Annotated in this window: 18 protein-coding genes; 15 read left to right on the forward strand and 3 right to left on the reverse strand. The window is 38.6% G+C overall.

Features of this window, described 5'->3' with window-relative positions; genetic code table 11:
• The first annotated feature begins 1 nt into the window (after window position 1).
• The 9 genes from mraY to M2408_RS23465 all read left to right on the forward strand — a co-directional run bounded on the left by mraY (window position 2) and on the right by M2408_RS23465 (window position 11,644).
• Entirely contained in the window at window positions 2–1,246 is a 1,245-nt protein-coding gene (gene mraY / locus M2408_RS23425; protein ID WP_259187015.1) for a phospho-N-acetylmuramoyl-pentapeptide-transferase, read from the forward strand.
• 2 nt (window positions 1,247–1,248) lie between these two features.
• Window positions 1,249–2,622 carry a UDP-N-acetylmuramoyl-L-alanine--D-glutamate ligase gene (gene murD, locus M2408_RS23430; protein ID WP_259187016.1) on the forward strand — a complete coding sequence of 458 codons (1,374 nt, stop codon included), beginning with the start codon at window positions 1,249–1,251 and terminating at the stop codon, window positions 2,620–2,622.
• A 31-nt stretch (window positions 2,623–2,653) separates the two neighbouring features.
• Complete coding sequence (locus M2408_RS23435; RefSeq protein ID WP_259187017.1) at window positions 2,654–3,859, forward strand: FtsW/RodA/SpoVE family cell cycle protein; 1,206 nt, start codon at window positions 2,654–2,656, stop codon at window positions 3,857–3,859.
• 14 nt (window positions 3,860–3,873) lie between these two features.
• Complete coding sequence (gene murG / locus M2408_RS23440) at window positions 3,874–4,977, forward strand: undecaprenyldiphospho-muramoylpentapeptide beta-N-acetylglucosaminyltransferase (RefSeq protein ID WP_259187018.1); 1,104 nt, start codon at window positions 3,874–3,876, stop codon at window positions 4,975–4,977.
• 9 nt (window positions 4,978–4,986) lie between these two features.
• The gene (gene murC / locus M2408_RS23445; RefSeq protein WP_259187019.1) at window positions 4,987–6,342 is read left to right on the forward strand and encodes a UDP-N-acetylmuramate--L-alanine ligase; all 1,356 of its coding nucleotides are present in this window, start codon (window positions 4,987–4,989) and stop codon (window positions 6,340–6,342) included.
• The gene (locus tag M2408_RS23450; RefSeq protein ID WP_259187020.1) at window positions 6,335–7,171 is read left to right on the forward strand and encodes a cell division protein FtsQ/DivIB; all 837 of its coding nucleotides are present in this window, start codon (window positions 6,335–6,337) and stop codon (window positions 7,169–7,171) included. Before murC ends, M2408_RS23450 begins: the two co-directional genes overlap by 8 nt.
• A gap of 25 nt (window positions 7,172–7,196) precedes the next feature.
• Complete coding sequence (gene ftsA / locus M2408_RS23455) at window positions 7,197–8,570, forward strand: cell division protein FtsA (protein ID WP_223580597.1); 1,374 nt, start codon at window positions 7,197–7,199, stop codon at window positions 8,568–8,570.
• Window positions 8,571–8,711: 141 nt separating this feature from the next.
• Entirely contained in the window at window positions 8,712–10,412 is a 1,701-nt protein-coding gene (gene ftsZ, locus M2408_RS23460) for a cell division protein FtsZ (RefSeq protein WP_259187021.1), read from the forward strand.
• Between the two features lie 89 nt (window positions 10,413–10,501).
• Complete coding sequence (locus tag M2408_RS23465; protein WP_259187022.1) at window positions 10,502–11,644, forward strand: sugar phosphate isomerase/epimerase; 1,143 nt, start codon at window positions 10,502–10,504, stop codon at window positions 11,642–11,644.
• 23 nt (window positions 11,645–11,667) lie between these two features.
• Here the strand turns inward: M2408_RS23465 and M2408_RS23470 are convergent, their stop codons facing one another.
• On the reverse strand, window positions 11,668–12,309 hold the full coding sequence (locus tag M2408_RS23470; RefSeq protein ID WP_120259589.1) for a response regulator transcription factor: 642 nt from the start codon (window positions 12,307–12,309) through the stop codon (window positions 11,668–11,670).
• A gap of 284 nt (window positions 12,310–12,593) precedes the next feature.
• On the opposite strand from M2408_RS23470, the gene mscL reads away from it, so the two are divergent.
• From mscL to tsaB, 5 genes are all read left to right on the forward strand, one after another.
• Window positions 12,594–13,001, forward strand: a complete 408-nt coding sequence (gene mscL, locus M2408_RS23475) for a large-conductance mechanosensitive channel protein MscL (RefSeq protein ID WP_120259590.1) — start codon at window positions 12,594–12,596, stop codon at window positions 12,999–13,001.
• 240 nt (window positions 13,002–13,241) lie between these two features.
• Window positions 13,242–13,400 (forward strand): 50S ribosomal protein L34, encoded by a 159-nt coding sequence (rpmH, locus tag M2408_RS23480; protein ID WP_075991291.1) that lies wholly within the window; start codon window positions 13,242–13,244, stop codon window positions 13,398–13,400.
• A 60-nt stretch (window positions 13,401–13,460) separates the two neighbouring features.
• The gene (locus tag M2408_RS23485) at window positions 13,461–13,877 is read left to right on the forward strand and encodes a ribonuclease P protein component (protein ID WP_259187024.1); all 417 of its coding nucleotides are present in this window, start codon (window positions 13,461–13,463) and stop codon (window positions 13,875–13,877) included.
• Window positions 13,840–14,094, forward strand: coding sequence for a membrane protein insertion efficiency factor YidD (yidD, locus tag M2408_RS23490; RefSeq protein WP_120259592.1), 255 nt, complete (start codon window positions 13,840–13,842; stop codon window positions 14,092–14,094). The genes M2408_RS23485 and yidD overlap by 38 nt, the downstream gene beginning before the upstream one ends.
• A 14-nt stretch (window positions 14,095–14,108) precedes the next feature.
• A complete protein-coding gene (gene tsaB / locus M2408_RS23495) occupies window positions 14,109–14,810 on the forward strand; it encodes a tRNA (adenosine(37)-N6)-threonylcarbamoyltransferase complex dimerization subunit type 1 TsaB (protein WP_259187025.1) in 702 nt (233 codons plus the stop codon).
• Here tsaB and M2408_RS23500 read toward each other — a convergent pair.
• Window positions 14,805–15,710 carry a CorA family divalent cation transporter gene (locus M2408_RS23500; RefSeq protein ID WP_259187026.1) on the reverse strand — a complete coding sequence of 302 codons (906 nt, stop codon included), beginning with the start codon at window positions 15,708–15,710 and terminating at the stop codon, window positions 14,805–14,807. The genes tsaB and M2408_RS23500 overlap by 6 nt on opposite strands.
• 170 nt (window positions 15,711–15,880) lie before the next feature.
• A complete protein-coding gene (locus M2408_RS23505) occupies window positions 15,881–16,498 on the reverse strand; it encodes an OmpH family outer membrane protein (RefSeq protein WP_259187027.1) in 618 nt (205 codons plus the stop codon).
• 191 nt (window positions 16,499–16,689) lie between these two features.
• On the opposite strand from M2408_RS23505, the gene gyrB reads away from it, so the two are divergent.
• Window positions 16,690–18,648: a DNA topoisomerase (ATP-hydrolyzing) subunit B gene (gene gyrB, locus M2408_RS23510; protein ID WP_259187028.1), complete on the forward strand. Its 1,959-nt coding sequence runs from the start codon at window positions 16,690–16,692 to the stop codon at window positions 18,646–18,648.
• Window positions 18,649–18,770 lie beyond the last annotated feature (122 nt).

The raw sequence follows: 18,770 nt of genomic DNA on the forward strand, positions 1-18,770 counted from the left end.
TATGTTGTACCATCTATTTACGTGGCTTAGCGAATATATCCATATACCAGGAGGAGGTTTGTTTCAATACATCTCCTTTAGAACATCTATGGCAGTAATTGCTTCATTAATTATTACCACGGTTTTTGGGGGAAAATTGATCCAGTTCTTGCATAATAAACAAGTTGGGGAGACAATTCGTGATTTAGGGCTAGAAGGTGAAAAAAAGAAAGCTGGTACGCCCACAATGGGAGGAATAATTATCATCGCAGGGATCTTGATTCCGACGTTATTATTTGCCAAGTTGACAAATATCTATGTGATCATCATGATTGTAACAACACTTTGGATGGGGGCAATAGGTTTTCTGGATGATTATATTAAAGTTTTTAGACATAATAAAGAAGGGTTAGCTGGGAAATTCAAAGTTGTTGGTCAAGTAGGCCTAGGGGCTATTATTGCCTGCACGATGTATTTTCACCCCGATATTGTGGTACGTAAAGGTGTGGATAAGCCAACTTCAACTAAACCGGTGGAAGTGGTTATTAACGAGGGGACAGGAGAAAAAACATATGCTGAAAATGTAAAATCTTCTAAAACAAATATCCCGTTTTATAAGAATAATGAGTTTGACTACGCCAAGGTTTTCAAGATGTTTGGCTTGCAAAGTGACTATCTGACTTTTGTAGTCTTTTTAATTGTCGTCATTTTTATTGTTACTGCAGTATCCAATGGTGCTAATATTACCGATGGTATCGATGGTCTGGCCACGAGTACGTCCGCAATAATTGGGGTTACCTTGGCAATTTTGGCTTATGTGTCTGGTAACGTAATTTTTTCAGACTATCTCAATATTATGTATATCCCCAACTCTGGTGAGCTTGTGATTTTTGCAGGTGCATTTGTGGGAGCTTGTGTCGGTTTTCTATGGTATAATACCTATCCAGCACAGGTTTTTATGGGTGATACCGGTAGCTTGGCAATTGGTGGTATCATTGCGGCATTTGCCATTTTGATCCGTAAAGAATTGTTGATTCCGATTTTATGTGGTGTGTTTTTGTTGGAAAATCTCTCCGTGATCCTACAGGTTTCCTATTTCAAATACACCAAAAAGAAATACGGTGAAGGAAGAAGGATATTTTTAATGTCCCCTTTGCATCACCACTTCCAAAAGAAGGGGTATCATGAAGCGAAAATTGTAACGCGTTTTGTCATTGTGGGAATAATTTTAGCCATTCTGACAATTGTAACATTAAAAATTAGATAACGATGTCAAATATATCAACAGCATATTACCCTCAATCGGGAAGCTTGGTCATTTTAGGCGCAGGTGAAAGCGGTGTGGGTACAGCAATCCTGGGGAAGGAAAAGGGCTATGATGTTTTTGTATCGGATAAAGGGCTCATAGCAGATCATTATAAGGAGCAATTGAAAGTGGAAGGCATTGCTTTCGAGGAAGGGAATCATGATGAATCTCGGATATTGAATGCTGCTCTTGTTGTCAAGAGCCCAGGAATTCCAGAGACAGTACCCTTGGTGGTCGCCCTAAAGGAAAAAAATATTCCGGTTATTGCCGAAATAGAATTTGCTGCCCAATATACTGCTGCTAAATTAATCTGCATCACAGGATCAAATGGCAAATCTACGACAACCATGTTGACATATGAAATGCTAAAACATGGTGGCCTTAATGTTGGTTTGGCGGGTAATATTGGAAAAAGCTTTGCACTTCAGGTAGCGCGTGAGAATTTTGACTGTTACGTATTGGAAATTTCAAGCTTTATGCTGGATGATATGTACCATTTTAGAGCTGATATCGCTGTAATTCTAAATATCACGCCAGATCATTTGGATCGTTACGACCATAAAATGGAGAATTATGTGGATTCCAAATTCAGAATGATCCAAAATCAGACGGAAAAAGATTATTTTATATACTGTCTAGACGATCCTGAGACGATCAAAGGATTGGAGAGACACCATAGTAAAGGGACTTATTTACCTTTTACACAAGAACAGCTTGTTGAATTGGGAGCCTATTTAACTGCCAATAAAACAATGATTATTAATACACCAAATAACGATACATTCACTATGAGAACTGAGGAATTGTCATTGCAGGGGAAGCATAATATTTATAATAGTATGGCTTCTGGATTGATTGCAAAAGTGCAGGAGTTGAGAAATCAAGCGATGAAAGAGAGCATGGGATCGTATGTGAATATTCCACATCGTCTTGAACATGTTGCTTGTATCGGCGGTATAAACTACGTTAATGATTCAAAGGCAACGAATGTTAATTCGGTATGGTATGCTTTAGAGAGTTTTTCGACACCGATTGTGTTGTTATTGGGTGGTGTAGATAAAGGAAATGACTATACAATGCTTGCTGATTTGGTGAAAGACAAAGTGCACGCTATCGTGTGTTTGGGAAAGGACACAGCAGCAATTCATAAGGCCTTTGAGCAGGATGTTGAAATTATCGTTAACAGCACATCGATGCAGGATGCAGTTATCTTGTCTTCACATTTAGCTAAAAAGGGCGATACTGTATTATTGTCCCCAGCTTGTGCGAGCTTTGATTGGTTTAAAAACTATGAAGATCGTGGCGATAAATTTAAAGCAGCTGTAATGGAATTATAAATAAATGGTACAACCATAAAGGAAGAAGGATATGCTACAGAACATAATGTCTAAATTAAAAGGTGATCGATGGATATGGATCATTGTGATTATCTTATCGGGATGGTCACTTTTGGCTGTATACAGTTCGGTCGGAACCTTAGCCTATAAAGAAGGAAAGGGGACAGAGATGTATCTGTTGAAGCATTTTTCTATCATCGCCATCGGATTTATTTTGATGTATCTCTCACATAAGCTGGATTATCGGTATTATGCAGGTATTTCTAAAATCTTAATGGGGATCACGATACCTTTATTACTATTTACTTTATTATTTGGAAGTAGTGTAAATCAGGCGAGCCGCTGGTTAACTATTCCTGGTACAGGCATGACATTCCAGACATCAGATTTGGCAAAATTGTCGTTGATTGTTTTTCTTGCGCGGATGTTATCTCGAAAACAGGAGGAAATCAAGGACGTTAAAAAGGCATTTTTACCCATAATGGGGTCGGTGTGTGGTGTTTTCGTTCTGATCGCTTGGGCGAATATGTCTACTGCGGTTATGTTGTTTGGTGTGAGTGTTTTATTGCTTTTGATTGGTCGGATATCGTTTAAACAGATCGCTATTGTTTCGGCGGGGGTTGTTTTATTGGGGATTATAGTGGTGTCTGTTGGCCCTAGGCGTGCGACGTATTATAGTCGTGTTAAGTCTTTCTTTGGAGTAGAAAAGAAAGATGATGCAACACCAGTTTCGTTCCAGGATGATAAGAACTATCAAGCAAATAACGCAAAGATCGCAATTGCTACAGGAGGGCTCTTTGGTAAAGGCCCGGGAAATAGCGTTCAGCGAAATGTATTGCCGCATCCATATTCCGATTTTATTTATGCAATTATTATAGAGGAGTATGGTACAGTTGGAGGGGTGATCCTGCTATTTCTATACTTGGCTTTTATGTATCGATGTATACGTATTGTCACGATGAGTCCCAAGGCGTTTGGGACGTTCTTGGCGGCGGGTTTAGGTTTCAGTTTAACCATACAAGCTCTGGCGAATATGGCGGTGGCAGTAGGGCTGGGGCCAGTAACTGGGGTACCATTGCCCTTAGTGAGTATGGGAGGTACATCCATTTTATTTACAAGTGTAGCCTTAGGAATTATCCTGAGCGTGAGCAGAAATATTGAGGAATTAAAAGGTAAAGAGCAGCTGGACGAAAAGCCGAGGCCTAAAAAAGTGGTGATCGGTTCAATTCCAGCCTAAACAATATATTGAGCATGGCAATTCGAGTAATAATAAGTGGGGGTGGTACCGGAGGACATATTTTTCCGGCGATTTCAATTGCAAATGCATTGAAGACGATGGATCCTGCAAATGAAATTTTATTTGTAGGTGCCAATGGTCGGATGGAAATGGATAAGGTCCCCGCTGCAGGCTATACTATTGTTGGACTTGATATTCAGGGAATCAATAGAAAGCAGCTTTGGAAGAATATCCTATTACCATTTAAATTAATGAAGAGCCTCCGTAAGGCAAAAAAGGTAATTCGGGACTTTAAACCCGATGTCGCAGTAGGTGTTGGTGGTTTTGCTTCGGGACCTTTATTGATGATGGCGAATAAATTGGGTGTTCCCACCGTAGTTCAGGAGCAGAATTCTTACGCTGGCGTAACAAATAAAAAGGTTGGCGCAAAAGCGGCAAAGATTTGTGTAGCCTATGAGGGGATGGAACAATTCTTCCCTGCTGATAAAGTGTTGTTGACTGGAAATCCGATACGAAGGGAGTCTGTTTTGATCGAGGGAAAAAAGGCTGAGGCTTTGGAGTTTTTTGGATTGGAACAACACAAAAAAACAATCTTGGTATTAGGCGGGAGTTTAGGGGCCAGAACATTGAATGAAAGTGTTGTCGCCTATTTGGATTCGCTGTCCAAAGAGGATGTCCAGGTGATTTGGCAATGTGGTAGCTTTTATATCGACACACTTCGGACGGACTTGGAAGGGAAACTGCCAGCGAATGTGAAGATGATGGCATTTCTTCAAAAAATGGATTATGCCTATGCCGCTGCTGATTTGATTATTAGTCGAGCTGGAGCAGGTACAATCTCGGAACTGTGTGTTGTGGGGAAACCTGTTATTCTAGTTCCTTCGCCAAATGTTGCGGAAGATCATCAGACTAAAAATGCAATGGCATTGGTCAATAAGCATGCTGCGCTGTTGGTGAAAGATATAGATGCCGTAAAAACTTTGATTCCAACAGCTTTGGATTTATTCGGAAATCCGGATCAAGTGGCACAGTTGAGTGAAAATATAAAAATACTTGGTAAGCTGGATGCTGATATTCAGATTGCAGAGCAAGTGTATAAATTGGCAAATAAGAAATAGATAAAGCGTATGAATCTAGATGCAATAAAACAAGTTTACTTGATCGGAATTGGCGGAATCGGCATGAGTGGCCTTGCACGCTATTTTAAGCATTTGGGCTGTGAGGTGAATGGATATGACCGTACGGAAACTGAATTGACCAAGACATTGGTCAAAGAAGGTATTTCGATCACATATCAGGATGATGTGAATTCTATTGATTCTATTTTCCATCAGCCTGCTGCTGCTACATTGGTGATATTTACACCTGCGATTCCTAAAGATTCTAGGATTAAAGCTTTTTTTGAGTCTCAGGGTCATGTATTGTATAAAAGATCACAAGTACTCGGTATCATTAGTGAAAGTAGGTTTACAATTGCGGTAGCTGGAACACATGGCAAAACGACTACTTCAACGATGGTCGCACACCTGTTGAAAGATTCGGGCTACGATTGCTCCGCTTTTTTAGGCGGTATAAGCTCTAATTACGATACGAATGTTCTTTACGGAAACAATAACACCGTAGTGGTTGAAGCTGACGAATTTGACCGTTCATTTTTAACACTTCATCCGAATATCGCGATCTTAACTTCTTCGGATGCAGATCATTTGGATATCTACGGGGATAAGAGTCATTTGCTTGAATCTTTCCAATTGTTTTTGGACAAGGTCGTTGATGGTGGCACACGTATAATAAGGAAAGGACTGGAATTTAAAGGTCAGATTAGTTATTCTGGCCAGGAAGTGGCAGATGCGTATGCGTCCAATGTTCATGTAAGAGAAGGGGAGTTCTTTTTCGATTACCAGGATGCCAATGGGAAAATTGAAGATATTCATTTGGGTATTCCTGGGATTCACAATGTTGAAAATGCTGTTGCAGCAATTACAGTAGCACGTCTGCTGGGAATTTCGACAGAGGCAATTAAGACCGCTTTGACAACATTCAAAGGAGTTAAAAGGCGTTTCGAGTATATCGTTCGTACACCGGAGGTGGTCTATATCGACGATTATGCGCACCATCCTGAAGAGTTACGGGCATTTTTGACATCCATGCGGAAATTATATCCCACAAAGAAACTAAATGTTGTATTTCAGCCACATTTGTTTACGCGTACCAGAGATTTTGTGGATGGTTTTGCTGAAGTGTTATCTACAGCGGATAACCTACTCTTAATGGAAATATATCCAGCACGGGAACTTCCGATAGAGGGTGTTAACTCAAGATGGTTGTTGGATAAAATTACAGCGCAGCATAAACAGATTGTTACGGCCGAAGAGGTATTAGATTTTGCACGAAATGAAAGACCGGATTTGATCGTGACAGTAGGTGCGGGAGATATAGATAAATTGGTAAAACCATTACAAGCGATTTTTGAACATGCTTAAAAAATTACGTGACATACAATGGAATCGTGTACTCTACTTTACCCTATTTTTTATTGGGGTTATAGTGGTGGTTGTAATCATGGCCATTGTGGGGAAGCGTGATGAACAACAGCTTTGTAAGGATGTGAAAATAGTCATTGAAGGAACAGAGGCTTTTATTGATCAAGCAGATATTTCAAAACTGATTGAGCAAAACTATGGAAGTTTTGTAGGAAAGAAGGTCAATGGTATTCCTTTTCAGCGGGTAGAAAAGACGTTGAAAAAGTTGCCCTATGTATCGAATGCGAGTATTCATGCCGATATGGACGGAACAATACGGATTAATATCGATCAGCGCGAAGCGGTCATGCGGATTATCAATAAAAATGGACGTGAGTTCTATGTTGATCCCAAAGGTTTAAAGATACCAACTACATTAAAGTATATTCCGCACATCATGGTGGCAACTGGCAATATCGCCGAAGGATACAACGAGGCATTGGATACAATATCAACTCCATTGGTGAAAGATCTAGTGAAGGTGGCGGAGTTTATTGGAAAAGATGAATTGTGGAGTAACCAGGTTGTACAGATCTATGTGAATGCAGATCATGACATAGAACTTGTACCCCGTGTCGGAACACAACAATTGATTGTTGGATCTGCCGATTCGTTGGAACAAAAGTTTGAATTATTAAAAACATTTTATACGCAGATCATGCCAAAAGTAGGTATCAATGCCTATGGCGTGGTGAATGTAAAATACGGAGGACAGATCATTTGTGAAAAGCGAGGAAATTGGAACTTCTCAGATGATCAAACAAAAAAAATAGCAAATAATACATTATAGTAATACAGCAACAATACAGGAAATTATGAACTCAAAGGCAGCAGAAATTGAAAGAGAGAATCCAATTATCGTGGGACTCGATATTGGTACTACCAAAATTTGTGTTACGGTTGGGAGACGTAGCTCAGGGAACAAAATCGAATTATTAGGTGTGGGCAAAGCCGACTCTGCGGGTGTGAGCCGAGGAGTGGTTGCCAATATCCAAAAAACTGTGGGAAGTATTTTGGAGGCGGTAGAAATTGCCGAAGCACAATCTAATGTCGATATTAAGGTTGTCAATGTGGGGATCGCTGGTCAGCACATTAAGAGCATCCAACACCGTGGAATATTTACCAAAACAGATGGTGATGATGAAATCATTCGAAGAGATATCGAACGATTGATTTCGGATATGTATAAACTGGTACTGCCTCCAGGAGAAGAAATTATACATGTTTTACCTCAGGAGTTTACGGTGGATAATGAACCGGGTATCCGCGAACCTATCGGCATGGCTGGACGTCGTATAGAAGCAAATTTCCATATTATTTCGGGAAGAGTTACCGATATCAAAAATATTAAAAAATGTATTGATAATTCCAACCTGGAAGTTGCTGAACTGATCCTTGAGCCTTTGGCATCTTCAGAAGCTGTATTGGATGAAGATGAAAAAAATGCTGGTGTTGTATTAGTTGATATTGGTGGTGGAACGACAGATGTTGCAATCTTCCATGAAGGAATTATTCGTCATACTGCTGTAATCCCATTGGGCGGTAATATTGTGACCGAAGATATTCGCCAAGGTTGTTCTGTATTGCGTTCGCAGGCGGAATTGCTGAAAACTCGATTTGGATCTGCTCTTGCAGATGAAAATAAAGAAAATGAGGTGATTTGTGTTCCGGGGCTGAAAGGTCGTGAGCCGAAAGAAATTTCGGTTAAAAACTTAGCTTATATTATTCAAGCTAGAATGGAAGAGATTATCGAGCACGTGTATTACGAGATCAAATCTTCTGGTTATGAAAATAAATTGATAGGCGGTATCGTTATCACAGGAGGTGGAGCTCAATTGAAGCATTTGGTACAACTTGTTGAGTACATCACCGGAATAGATTGTCGTGTCGGTTTTCCTAACGAGTATCTTTCGAAGAATGAAGTATTACCGAAACCACTATTTGAAGAATTGAAAAGCCCGTTATACGCAACAAGTATTGGTTTGTTGATCAAGGGTATTCAATCGCATGAAGAAGAGGAAGATAGTCGTAGAGAAGTGCATGCTCCTGCTAAAAAAGTGCAGGCGACCACGACGACGAAGGAAGTTTCGGAACAACAGCAGAAAGAGCAAGGATTGTTATCATGGTTCAAGCGATTTATTAAGGATGGTAACGAAATTGATGACGCAAGTTTTTTAGATAAAAAGTAAGTTTTCCACAATGATTGAAGTTTTCCACAATTTCACAAATGTGGAAAACTTTTGTTGAAATTATATTATTATTACATTACATATAGTGGGTTTGGTTCATTTTTGATATCGTGTTCATTATAAGTTAAATAGGGATAAGTTATGTCAATACAGTTTGAAATGTTAAAAGAGCAATCTTCAATAATCAAGGTTATTGGGGTTGGTGGTGGTGGCGGCAATGCCGTAAACCACATGTATAAACAAGGAATTAGTGGTGTAGATTTTATCGTGTGTAATACTGATGCGCAAGCATTGGAATTAAGCCCGATCCCAAATAAAGTTCAATTGGGAATAAGTCTAACCGAAGGTATGGGTGCTGGAGCAGATCCTGATGTAGGTGAAAATTCGGCTATCGAAAGTATTGAAGATATCAAACGCATGTTGGGCACCAATACCAAAATGTTGTTTATTACTGCTGGTATGGGCGGTGGTACAGGTACTGGAGCAAGCCCCGTTTTGGCTAAGGCCGCTAAGGAATTGGGCATTCTTACTGTTGCGATCATTACCACACCATTTACATTCGAAGGTAAACGTCGTCGCTCACAGGCGGAAGAGGGACTTTCGGAATTGCGTAAATATGTAGACTCTTATCTTGTTATCTCCAATGATCGCTTGCGCGAAATCTTTGGAAATCTAACGATGACAGCAGCTTTCGCAAAGGCAGATGACATATTGACCACTGCTGCAAAAGGTATCGCCGAAATTATCACTATCCCTGGTTATGTAAACGTCGATTTTAAAGATGTTCGTACAGTTATGAACGATAGTGGTGTAGCGATTATGGGTAATGCGATTGCCGAAGGCGAAGATCGTGCATTACGTGCAGTAGAAGGTGCTTTGGCTTCCCCATTGTTGAAAGACAATGAGATCGAAGGAGCTCGTTATATTTTATTGAATATTACTTCTGGAACAAAAGAGGTAACTATGGATGAAGTTGCAATCATTACAGATTATATCCAAGAAAAAGCAGGCTTGTCTGCCGATTTGATCTGGGGTAATTGTATTGACGAAAACTTTGAAGATGAATTGTCAGTAACAATTATCGCAACAGGTTTTCAGACTTCGGAAGAACGTGATAAAGAGCGCGAAAATACAAAAGTATCTATGCCCTTGACACCTGAACCGGTAAATTCTTTTGTTAAACCTGTTTCTCAGGTGGCTCCAAAAGAAGCGCCAGTTGCCAATAGTTTTGTCACTCCGGTTCAACGTGTGGATACACCAGCTCCTTCAACAAATACTTCGACGCCAAATAATCTGCAGTCTGACTTATTTACTTCTCCCAAAAATGTTGTGCAACAACAGCAAGTAGTGATTGAAGAACCACAGGTAATACGTCATGATTTGGGGTTTGATGGCGCTTATGAAGAGGAAACTCCATTTGCTGAAAGTGATTTTCAATTGAAAACTTCACCTTCTGTTTTTCAGTTTCAAATGCCAACAGTATTCGATTCCTATTCGGCTCCATCTGCATCAGACTATGAGGAAAAACCAACTTTCTCCTCAAGTACAACAAATGAACAAATAGAAGTTCCGCAGGTAGAAGAAGAGCAGGTATCGTTTGAGGATCAATTGGTACGTACCAAAGAGCGTATTCTACGCTTGAAAGAACTAAGCATGAAATTGAAATCTTCGAATGGTCTTCATGAGTTGGAAAATGAGCCAGCTTACAAAAGAAAGCAGATGTCATTGGAGGATACACCGCATTCTTCGCAGTCACAAGTCTCTCGCTTTACATTGTCATTTGAAGATGGCAATACCGAGATTCGACCAAATAATTCCTTTTTACACGACAATGTAGATTAATTGAATTGACATAAAATACTAAAAAAGCCATCCAATCGGATGGCTTTTTTAGTATCTTTAAATACCGATATATTACAATTATACAAGCTATGACTACAAAATTAAATAACCCTGTATGGGTGATGAGTTCTGCCTTTGATAAATTGTCACTACCAGAATTGATTCAAACTACAAAAAGAATTGGCGCGGGTGGAATTGACCTTTGTGTTTTTAGAAAAGATGGCACGCGTGAGGATCATACAGCTACACATTTGGACTATGAGGGATTTACACCAGTAAAAGCTAAAGAGACGCTAGAATTGTTTAATCAAGCCGATTTAAAGCTTTCACTTGGAGCCTTTGAGAATATGATTGGAGGAGATCCCGAGCAACGTGTGAAAAATCAGAATCACCTATTAAAATTGATCCGGATTGCCCATTTGCTGGGTGGTGATGAGAATAATATCAAAGTTGGTACTTTCGTCGGTTATAATCACGAATTGGGAAATCAGCTCGATGGATTTCAGAAAAACCTAGATGAATATAAGCGCGTATTTGCACCAATTGTGAATTACGCTGAGAGTCTTGGGGTAACAATATTATATGAAAACTGTCCTATGGAGGGCTGGCGTTCTTCAAGGTATAGTTCTACCTACAACAACTTACCAGGAGTCTTGGCAGCACGTAAATTGATGTATGCAATGATACCTAGTAAAGCACATGGTGAAATTTACGATCCTTCACATGATGTTTGGCAAAATACAAACCCAATTGACGTCATTCGTAATACTGATATCAGTCGATTGCAGCGTATACATGTGAAAACCACACGTAACCTACAGACAACTGCTCGTGTAGATTGGGGCGGAATGTATCCTATGCAACATGTCGATGCTGAACTAGCAAAAAAAGCAAATGTGAGTATTCCGGGGCATGACTGGGATAGACATCACTATGAAGCGATGCTTCCTGGATTTGGTGGATCAGATAGCATGGATTGGCGTGGTTTTGTTGATCTACTTCAGGAACGTGGATTCAAAGGGCCATTTGAAATTGAAAATGAGGCGAAAAATTCAAAAGATACAGGAGATTTTTCGGCAACAGTACAGGGATTTACGACTTGTCTTAATTTCTTAGCCCCTATGTTATGGGATTTGGAAGCTGAGGTAGGTTACGCTTATAAAAAATCTGAACCTCTAAAAGATATCAATGTGAAAGATATTCCAGTTATTACAATGGATGATCTAATCTAAAGAAGATACACTCCAACAACATTTTAATTGTTGGAGTGTATTCTGAAAAGTTCAATTAGCTCAGGAATATTGGAAACATTTAATTTTTCAAATATTCTGCTTTTATAGGTGCTTACAGTTGATGGGCTCAGCTCGAGTAGGCCCGATACTTCAATGATTCCTAGACCTTTGATCAGTTGTTTTGCCACATCCACCTCTCTGTTTGACAAGCGTGCCAATGGATTCAATTTCGTAAGCTCGGATTTACTCTGAGTCAATTTTTGAACATATAAATCCTGTACATTGCTTGACATATACTTACCTCTCTCTTGGATAGCTAATATAGCGTGACTCAATTCTGCCATCGCGGTAGTTTTATTGAGATAGCCTACTGCTCCAGCTTCAATATAGCGTAAAGCATATAATGATTCATCATAAGATGAGAAAATTAGAATTTTGATAGTAGGTTGAATCTGTAGGATTTCTTCAACAACTCTAATATTATTTCCTCCGGGCATATTGATGTCCAGTAATAATAGGTCGAAATCTTCCAGTTTTATCTTTTCTAGTACCTCGTCAAAATTTTCGGCTTGAAATATTTCTGCTTTTTTAAGGGTCTCCTTAATAATAACGGAAGCTCCGAGTCGTACAATACCGTGGTCGTCTGCAATAAGAATCTTCTTCATAGATACTTTATATTATTCTGGGCTTTAATTACCGTACGAAATTTAAAGTACTATCAATATACAATATATCTTGATATTTTGCCCTAGTTAACGAGCAAATATAGCAAATTAAGTTAATAAAAAACTTGAGCATATCGTTTTAGGTCATAATTTTAAAAATAGGATTTAAGATAAAAAAATATAGGACAATAAAAGACTCGCGATAAAAAAGTGGTTTATTTTAATTAGATTTATGTGACAATTACTAGTTTTGGTAAAATTTTAAAAGATTAAATGGTTTTAATATGGGATTTTTAAAAGAATTTAAAGAGTTCGCAATGCGCGGTAGCGTTGTTGATTTGGCTGTCGGTGTTGTTATCGGTGGGGCATTTGGTAAAATTGTTACCTCATTGGTTGACGATATTATCATGCCACCCATAGGTTATTTAACAGGTGGCGTAGATTTTGCATCCAAGAAAATTATACTTAAAGTTGCTGACGAGGCCACAAAACAAGCTGAAGTTTCTATTAACTATGGGAATTTTATCAATGTGGTCATCCAGTTTATAATTGTTGCATTATGTATTTTCACTGTCATTAAAGCATTAAATTCGCTAAAACGTAAAGAGGAGGCTGCTCCTGCCGCTCCAGCTGCACCGACAAAAGAAGAAACATTGTTGACTGAGATCAGAGATATTCTGAAAACTAAATAATTTCAAATTTTTATTTGATTTCGAATAAAACAGAGGAGTACCACTTCTCTGTTTTTTATTCTTGTGCAATTTGTAAATTGGTTTTTTAGGCTGTCACTGAATAAATTAGAGATGACTTTTTACTTAAAGTCTAAATGTTCTCAATATTGTTTGTTTTTGTCTAAAATAAACTTTACTTTTGCATTCCTCTTGGGGAGTTTTGTATTAATTGAAGTAAGAACAAATTAGCATAATAGCGTCATGAAAAGAACATTTCAGCCATCGCAAAGAAAAAGAAGAAACAAACACGGTTTTAGAGAGCGCATGAGCTCTGCAAACGGTAGAAGAGTATTAGCTTCACGTAGAGCTAAAGGTAGAAAACGTCTTACAGTGTCTGACGAATACCGTCACAAAGGTTAATCTTTGACAAGGATCGGTGGCCGCTTATAAGAGATTTTTCTGATAAGATTAAGTCATCGTATGAGAAATACATTTACAAAAGAAGAACGGTTATGTGCGAAAAGGCGTATTGATGCGCTTTTTAAAAGCGGTTCTTCTTTTGTTTTGTACCCTTTTAGAATTGTTTTTGTATTTGAAAAAAACAATGAGACTGAAAATATTCCCCCCTGTCAGTCTATTATATCCGTTTCCAAACGTAGGTTCAAAAGAGCAGTAGATCGCAATGCGATAAAACGTATGATGCGTGAAGGCTATCGTCTCCAGAAATCGAATGATTTGATTCCTTTTTTGTTAAAACATAATGTAACTTTGTATTTAGCTATTCAGTACGTGGGCAAACAGATCTTAGCATATGATGTGTTCCATACCGCGATGAATAAAATGCTGAAAAAATTACAGGATGAATGTGCTGATGCTTATTTGGAAAAAGGGAATTAAACCTTTCTTTAGTTTTATTTTCTTAGCTATTATTCGTTTCTATCAACTATTTATTTCACCATTCTTGGGGGCCAATTGCCGGTATACACCTACTTGTTCTCAATATGGCAAGGAGGCTATTCTAAAATATGGACCTTTTAAAGGGGGCTGGATGGCCTTGAAGCGAATTGGACGTTGTAATCCCTGGGGCGGCCATGGCCATGATCCTGTACCTTGATCTCAATATAAACGATGAATAATTTAATTTTACAAATTGATACCTCAACCACCGTTTGTTCGGTTGCCTTAAGTGAAAATGGACAGACATTGGCTGTGATAGATCTTGATGAACCTAATGCGCATGCGGCCAAGGTGACTGTTTTGATCGAACAAATTTTATGTGAAACAAAACGTTCTATGAAAGAACTGATAGCGATAGCGGTGAGCATGGGACCAGGATCTTATACAGGGCTGCGTATTGGGGTGTCTACAGCAAAAGGTCTTTGTTATGGTTTAGATATACCTTTGATTGCAATCAATACGCTTGAAGCATTGTTTTTTGGATATCAAGAGCAATTTGGATTACAGGAAGGTGAAGCTTTTATACCAATGCTAGATGCGCGCCGCATGGAAGTATATTCTGCAGTATATGACCATAAGCGTGGACTTGTAAAACCTACTTCGGCAGAGATCATTGACGCTGATTATTATGAAGAACTGTTGACTAAATACAATCGTGTTAATCTATTTGGCTCAGGTGCTGATAAATTTGATACATTGTTTGAGACGAACGATCGGGTGAATGTGCAGTTGGGGTTTAAAGATTCGGCTGCGTTTTTATCGCAGTTGGCGTTTGACAAATTTCAAAATAAAGAATTCGAGGATGTTGCCTATTTTGAGCCTTTCTATCTGAAAGACTTTGTGGTAATGACAAAGAAAAAGGTTGGCTTATAGCCAACCTTTTCTTTTGAACCAGAAGTAAATGGCCATCGAAATAGCAACCATGATTGCCATAGCAATGGGGTAACCATAATACCATTCCAGTTCTGGCATATTTTTAAAATTCATTCCATATACTCCAGCCACAAATGTAATCGGCATAAAAAAGACTGAGAAAATCGTCAAAATACGCATGATTTCGTTCGTGTGATTTGATGATATATTAAAGAATACGTTCAATAATTGCGCAACATTCTCAGATAAGTTTTCATACAATGTCGAGGTGCGTATTTGAAGATCTTTTAAGTCTCGTGTGTACACGTCTTTTTTGGAGGATGAATGAAAATGTTCGATGACCTCCTTATACAAGAAAATAACCTTTCTGGCGACATCTATTTGCCGTTTAATGAAATATAGATTTTTCAGTACAGGTTGTTGCTTCATACGTTTCAAAAAAATCAGTTCCTCATAAGAATCGATACGTGTTGACAGTTGTTCCAATGTTTTACTGAAAGTGAAAACCGCAGCTGTAGTAATAAATACAGCCAGTTTTCGACTATTTTTAGTCTTTATGCTCGTAAACTCAATGTTTTTGAGCTTCTCTAAAAACTCAATACGGCGTTTATGTACAGTGATTACAAAATTGCTCCCATAGAAAATCGTTAGGCGATCTGTTACTTCGCCTATACTGTCCGAATTCTCTTTGAAATTATCAGACATGACCCGGAGAATAACAAACGTGTAGTTTTCAAATTCTTCAATTTTAGGGAGATGATCCGGTTCCTTGGAATCCTTGATGGAGGCATCATTTAGATTATATCTTTCCTTGATGAACGCAAAATCTTCTGAGGTAGGCTCGGAGATATCAATCCATTCGTAATTTGCGATTTCTTTTTCAACAATCGTTTTGATCATAAATCTAATTTATACAAAGACAAGATACTAAACAATTTTGTTTGTTGCCAATACCTGCAGAAAGGTGATAATTGAGGTTTAATTTTTAATTGGCAGGCTTGGAAGCTTAATAAATATCAAAAAAGCCATCAAATGGTATGATGGCTTTTTTGATATTTATTTTAGTCTTCTTATTTGTTGGAAGATTTGTATTCGTCATTTAACTGTTTGATTACTTCATTGGTGATTTCCAGAGAAGGATCAGCATATAATACAGTAGGGTTGGATTTAGAATAAGTCAGTACAAGTTTATAACCGTTATCTGCAGCATGTTTTTTCAAAAACTCAGTGATTTTATTATACACGTTGTTGAATTCTTCTGACTCATCTTTAGCGAGGGATGAAGAAGCCGTCTGATCCAATCTTGCCAACTCATCTTGTTTACGCGCTAATTTTTGTTCGGTAGCTTGTCTATCTGCAGCAGACATTGTAGCAGCATTTTTTTGATAGTCAGCAACCTCACGTTGAAACGCAGCACTTTTAGCTTGAAGATCAGCTTGCGCTTTTTTTACTTTGTTTTCAAGCTTTGATTTGATGTCTTTAAAATATTGATATTTTTCCGAAAGTGAATCAGAATTTAAATAAACTATTTTATCCTTATTACTGCTTTGGCTTTCTTTGCTTACAGCGTTTGAATCATTTTTGGAAGGTTCATTTTGCGTTTTCGCACCTTGATTACATGATACGATTGTTCCAGCCAATAAAAGACCAAAGGAAACTTTCGATACAATTGAAAATATAGTGTTCATTTTTTTATTATTTGCGAATTAATACTGAAACAAACCTAACATAAAAAAATCGAAATTCTAATTTTTAAGCATAAAAAAGTAAAATTATCGACCATTTGATTGTTTCGGATTATCCGTTTAATACTTCACCGTAGACTTGATAAATCGGCCAAAATTTCGTATTTTTGAATATTACATTTAACAGTTTTTCAATGAGCGAAGAAAAGAAAAATGCATCCACCTACTCGGCCGATAATATTCAGGTATTAGAGGGTTTAGAGGCGGTTCGTAAGCGTCCATCCATGTATATTGGTGATACCGGTGTAAAAGGATTACACCATTTGGTATACGAGGTTGTAGACAATTCAATCGACGAAGCTGTAGCAGGGTACTGTACAGATATCTTTGTTACTATCCATAAAGACAATTCAATTTCTGTTCGGGATAACGGTCGTGGTATCCCTACCGGAATCAACAAAAAAGAGAATAAATCAGCGTTGGAACTCGTTATGACGGTATTACATGCTGGTGGTAAGTTTGACAAAGATACATACAAAGTATCTGGAGGTCTACACGGTGTGGGGGTATCTTGTGTGAACGCATTGTCTACACTTTTGAAAGCTGAGGTACACCGCGATGGAAAAGTATACCAACAAGAGTATCAAATCGGTAAACCTTTATATGATGTAAAAGAAGTTGGTGTCTCTGATAAGACAGGTACAATTGTAACATTCCATCCGGATGCAACAATATTCACACAGACCACGGTATATAATTACGATACTTTGGCCAATCGACTTCGTGAGCTTGCATTTTTGAATAAAGGAGTAAGCCTAACTTTGGATGATGAGCGTGAAACCAACGAAGACGGATCAGAAAAGAAAGAAACTTTCCATTCTGAAGGTGGGTTGAAAGAATTTGTCAAATTCTTGGATGGCACACGTCAAGCATTGATTCCTGAACCAATCTATGTAGAGGGAATTAAACAAGGTATTCCTGTGGAGTTGGCTTTGCAGTATAACGATACTTATTCTGAGAATGTCCATTCTTATGTAAATAATATCAACACGATCGAGGGTGGTTCACACGTAGCGGGTTTCCGTAGGGGTTTGACACGTACCTTGAAAGCGTATGCTGATAAATCAGGTTTGCTTAAAAACTTAAAAGTCGAAATTACAGGTGATGATTTCCGTGAGGGGTTGACTGCTGTCATTTCGGTGAAGGTTGCAGAGCCTCAATTTGAAGGGCAGACAAAAACCAAGTTAGGTAACTCTGAGGTAATGGGAGCTGTAGATGTGGCTGTTGGTGAGATTTTAGGTGTTTACCTTGAAGAAAACCCACGTGAAGCAAAATCTATTGTTCAAAAGGTTGTCATCGCTGCTCAAGCGCGTGCAGCAGCGCGTAAAGCACGTGACCTGGTACAACGCAAAACTGTCATGGGCGGTTCAGGGCTTCCAGGTAAATTGGCCGACTGCCAAGATAATGACCCTACCAAATGTGAGATTTATTTTGTCGAGGGGGATTCTGCGGGCGGTACAGCGAAGTCTGGCCGTGACCGGAAGCACCAAGCCATTATGCCATTAAGGGGTAAGATCCTGAACGTTGAAAAAGCAATGGAACATAAGATCTATGAAAATGAAGAGATCAAAAATATGTTTACCGCTTTAGGTGTAAGCGTTGGTACTGCTGAAGATGCCAAAGCGTTGAATATTGACAAATTACGCTACCATCGTATTATTATCATGACCGATGCCGATGTGGATGGTTCCCACATTACGACTTTGATCCTGACATTCTATTTCAGGTATATGAAGGAATTGATCGAAAGAGGATATGTGTACATTGCTACTCCTCCTTTGTACCTTGTGAAAAAAGGTAAAGAACATGAGTATGCTTGGAATGAAGACCAACGTATGAATGCGATCCAACGCCTAAAGGGAACAGGTAAAGAAGATAGTGTACATGTACAGCGCTATAAAGGTCTCGGTGAGATGAATGCGGAACAACTATGGGATACAACAATGAATCCTGAAACGCGTACTTTGCGTCAAGTAACTATTGAAAATGCAGCTGAATGTGACCGTATTTTCTCGATGTTAATGGGGGATGAAGTTGCACCTCGCCGTGAGTTTATTGAGAAAAATGCACGTTACGCAAAAATTGATATCTAAGCACAATTTTATAACGGAAATAGAAGGTCTGATGAAAATTTCATCAGACCTTTTTTTATTCCATTTTATTTTCTAACTTAATACAGAGGAACCATTTTTCTGCCGGGATAAGTGCTTCTTCA

This window comes from Sphingobacterium sp. BIGb0165 (assembly GCF_024810095.1).
Lineage (GTDB): Bacteria > Bacteroidota > Bacteroidia > Sphingobacteriales > Sphingobacteriaceae > Sphingobacterium > Sphingobacterium detergens.

Coding starts and splice junctions, on each gene's coding strand:
- M2408_RS23435 (WP_259187017.1), top strand. CDS start 2,654: ATGCTACAGAACATAATGTCTAAATTAAAAGGTGATCGATGGATATGG.
- murC (WP_259187019.1), top strand. CDS start 4,987: ATGAATCTAGATGCAATAAAACAAGTTTACTTGATCGGAATTGGCGGA.
- M2408_RS23505 (WP_259187027.1), bottom strand. CDS start 16,498: ATGAACACTATATTTTCAATTGTATCGAAAGTTTCCTTTGGTCTTTTA.
- M2408_RS23500 (WP_259187026.1), bottom strand. CDS start 15,710: ATGATCAAAACGATTGTTGAAAAAGAAATCGCAAATTACGAATGGATT.
- tsaB (WP_259187025.1), top strand. CDS start 14,109: ATGAATAATTTAATTTTACAAATTGATACCTCAACCACCGTTTGTTCG.
- murD (WP_259187016.1), top strand. CDS start 1,249: ATGTCAAATATATCAACAGCATATTACCCTCAATCGGGAAGCTTGGTC.
- murG (WP_259187018.1), top strand. CDS start 3,874: ATGGCAATTCGAGTAATAATAAGTGGGGGTGGTACCGGAGGACATATT.
- mscL (WP_120259590.1), top strand. CDS start 12,594: ATGGGATTTTTAAAAGAATTTAAAGAGTTCGCAATGCGCGGTAGCGTT.
- ftsZ (WP_259187021.1), top strand. CDS start 8,712: ATGTCAATACAGTTTGAAATGTTAAAAGAGCAATCTTCAATAATCAAG.
- M2408_RS23470 (WP_120259589.1), bottom strand. CDS start 12,309: ATGAAGAAGATTCTTATTGCAGACGACCACGGTATTGTACGACTCGGA.
- rpmH (WP_075991291.1), top strand. CDS start 13,242: ATGAAAAGAACATTTCAGCCATCGCAAAGAAAAAGAAGAAACAAACAC.
- yidD (WP_120259592.1), top strand. CDS start 13,840: ATGAATGTGCTGATGCTTATTTGGAAAAAGGGAATTAAACCTTTCTTT.
- mraY (WP_259187015.1), top strand. CDS start 2: ATGTTGTACCATCTATTTACGTGGCTTAGCGAATATATCCATATACCA.
- M2408_RS23465 (WP_259187022.1), top strand. CDS start 10,502: ATGACTACAAAATTAAATAACCCTGTATGGGTGATGAGTTCTGCCTTT.
- M2408_RS23485 (WP_259187024.1), top strand. CDS start 13,461: ATGAGAAATACATTTACAAAAGAAGAACGGTTATGTGCGAAAAGGCGT.
- gyrB (WP_259187028.1), top strand. CDS start 16,690: ATGAGCGAAGAAAAGAAAAATGCATCCACCTACTCGGCCGATAATATT.
- ftsA (WP_223580597.1), top strand. CDS start 7,197: ATGAACTCAAAGGCAGCAGAAATTGAAAGAGAGAATCCAATTATCGTG.
- M2408_RS23450 (WP_259187020.1), top strand. CDS start 6,335: ATGCTTAAAAAATTACGTGACATACAATGGAATCGTGTACTCTACTTT.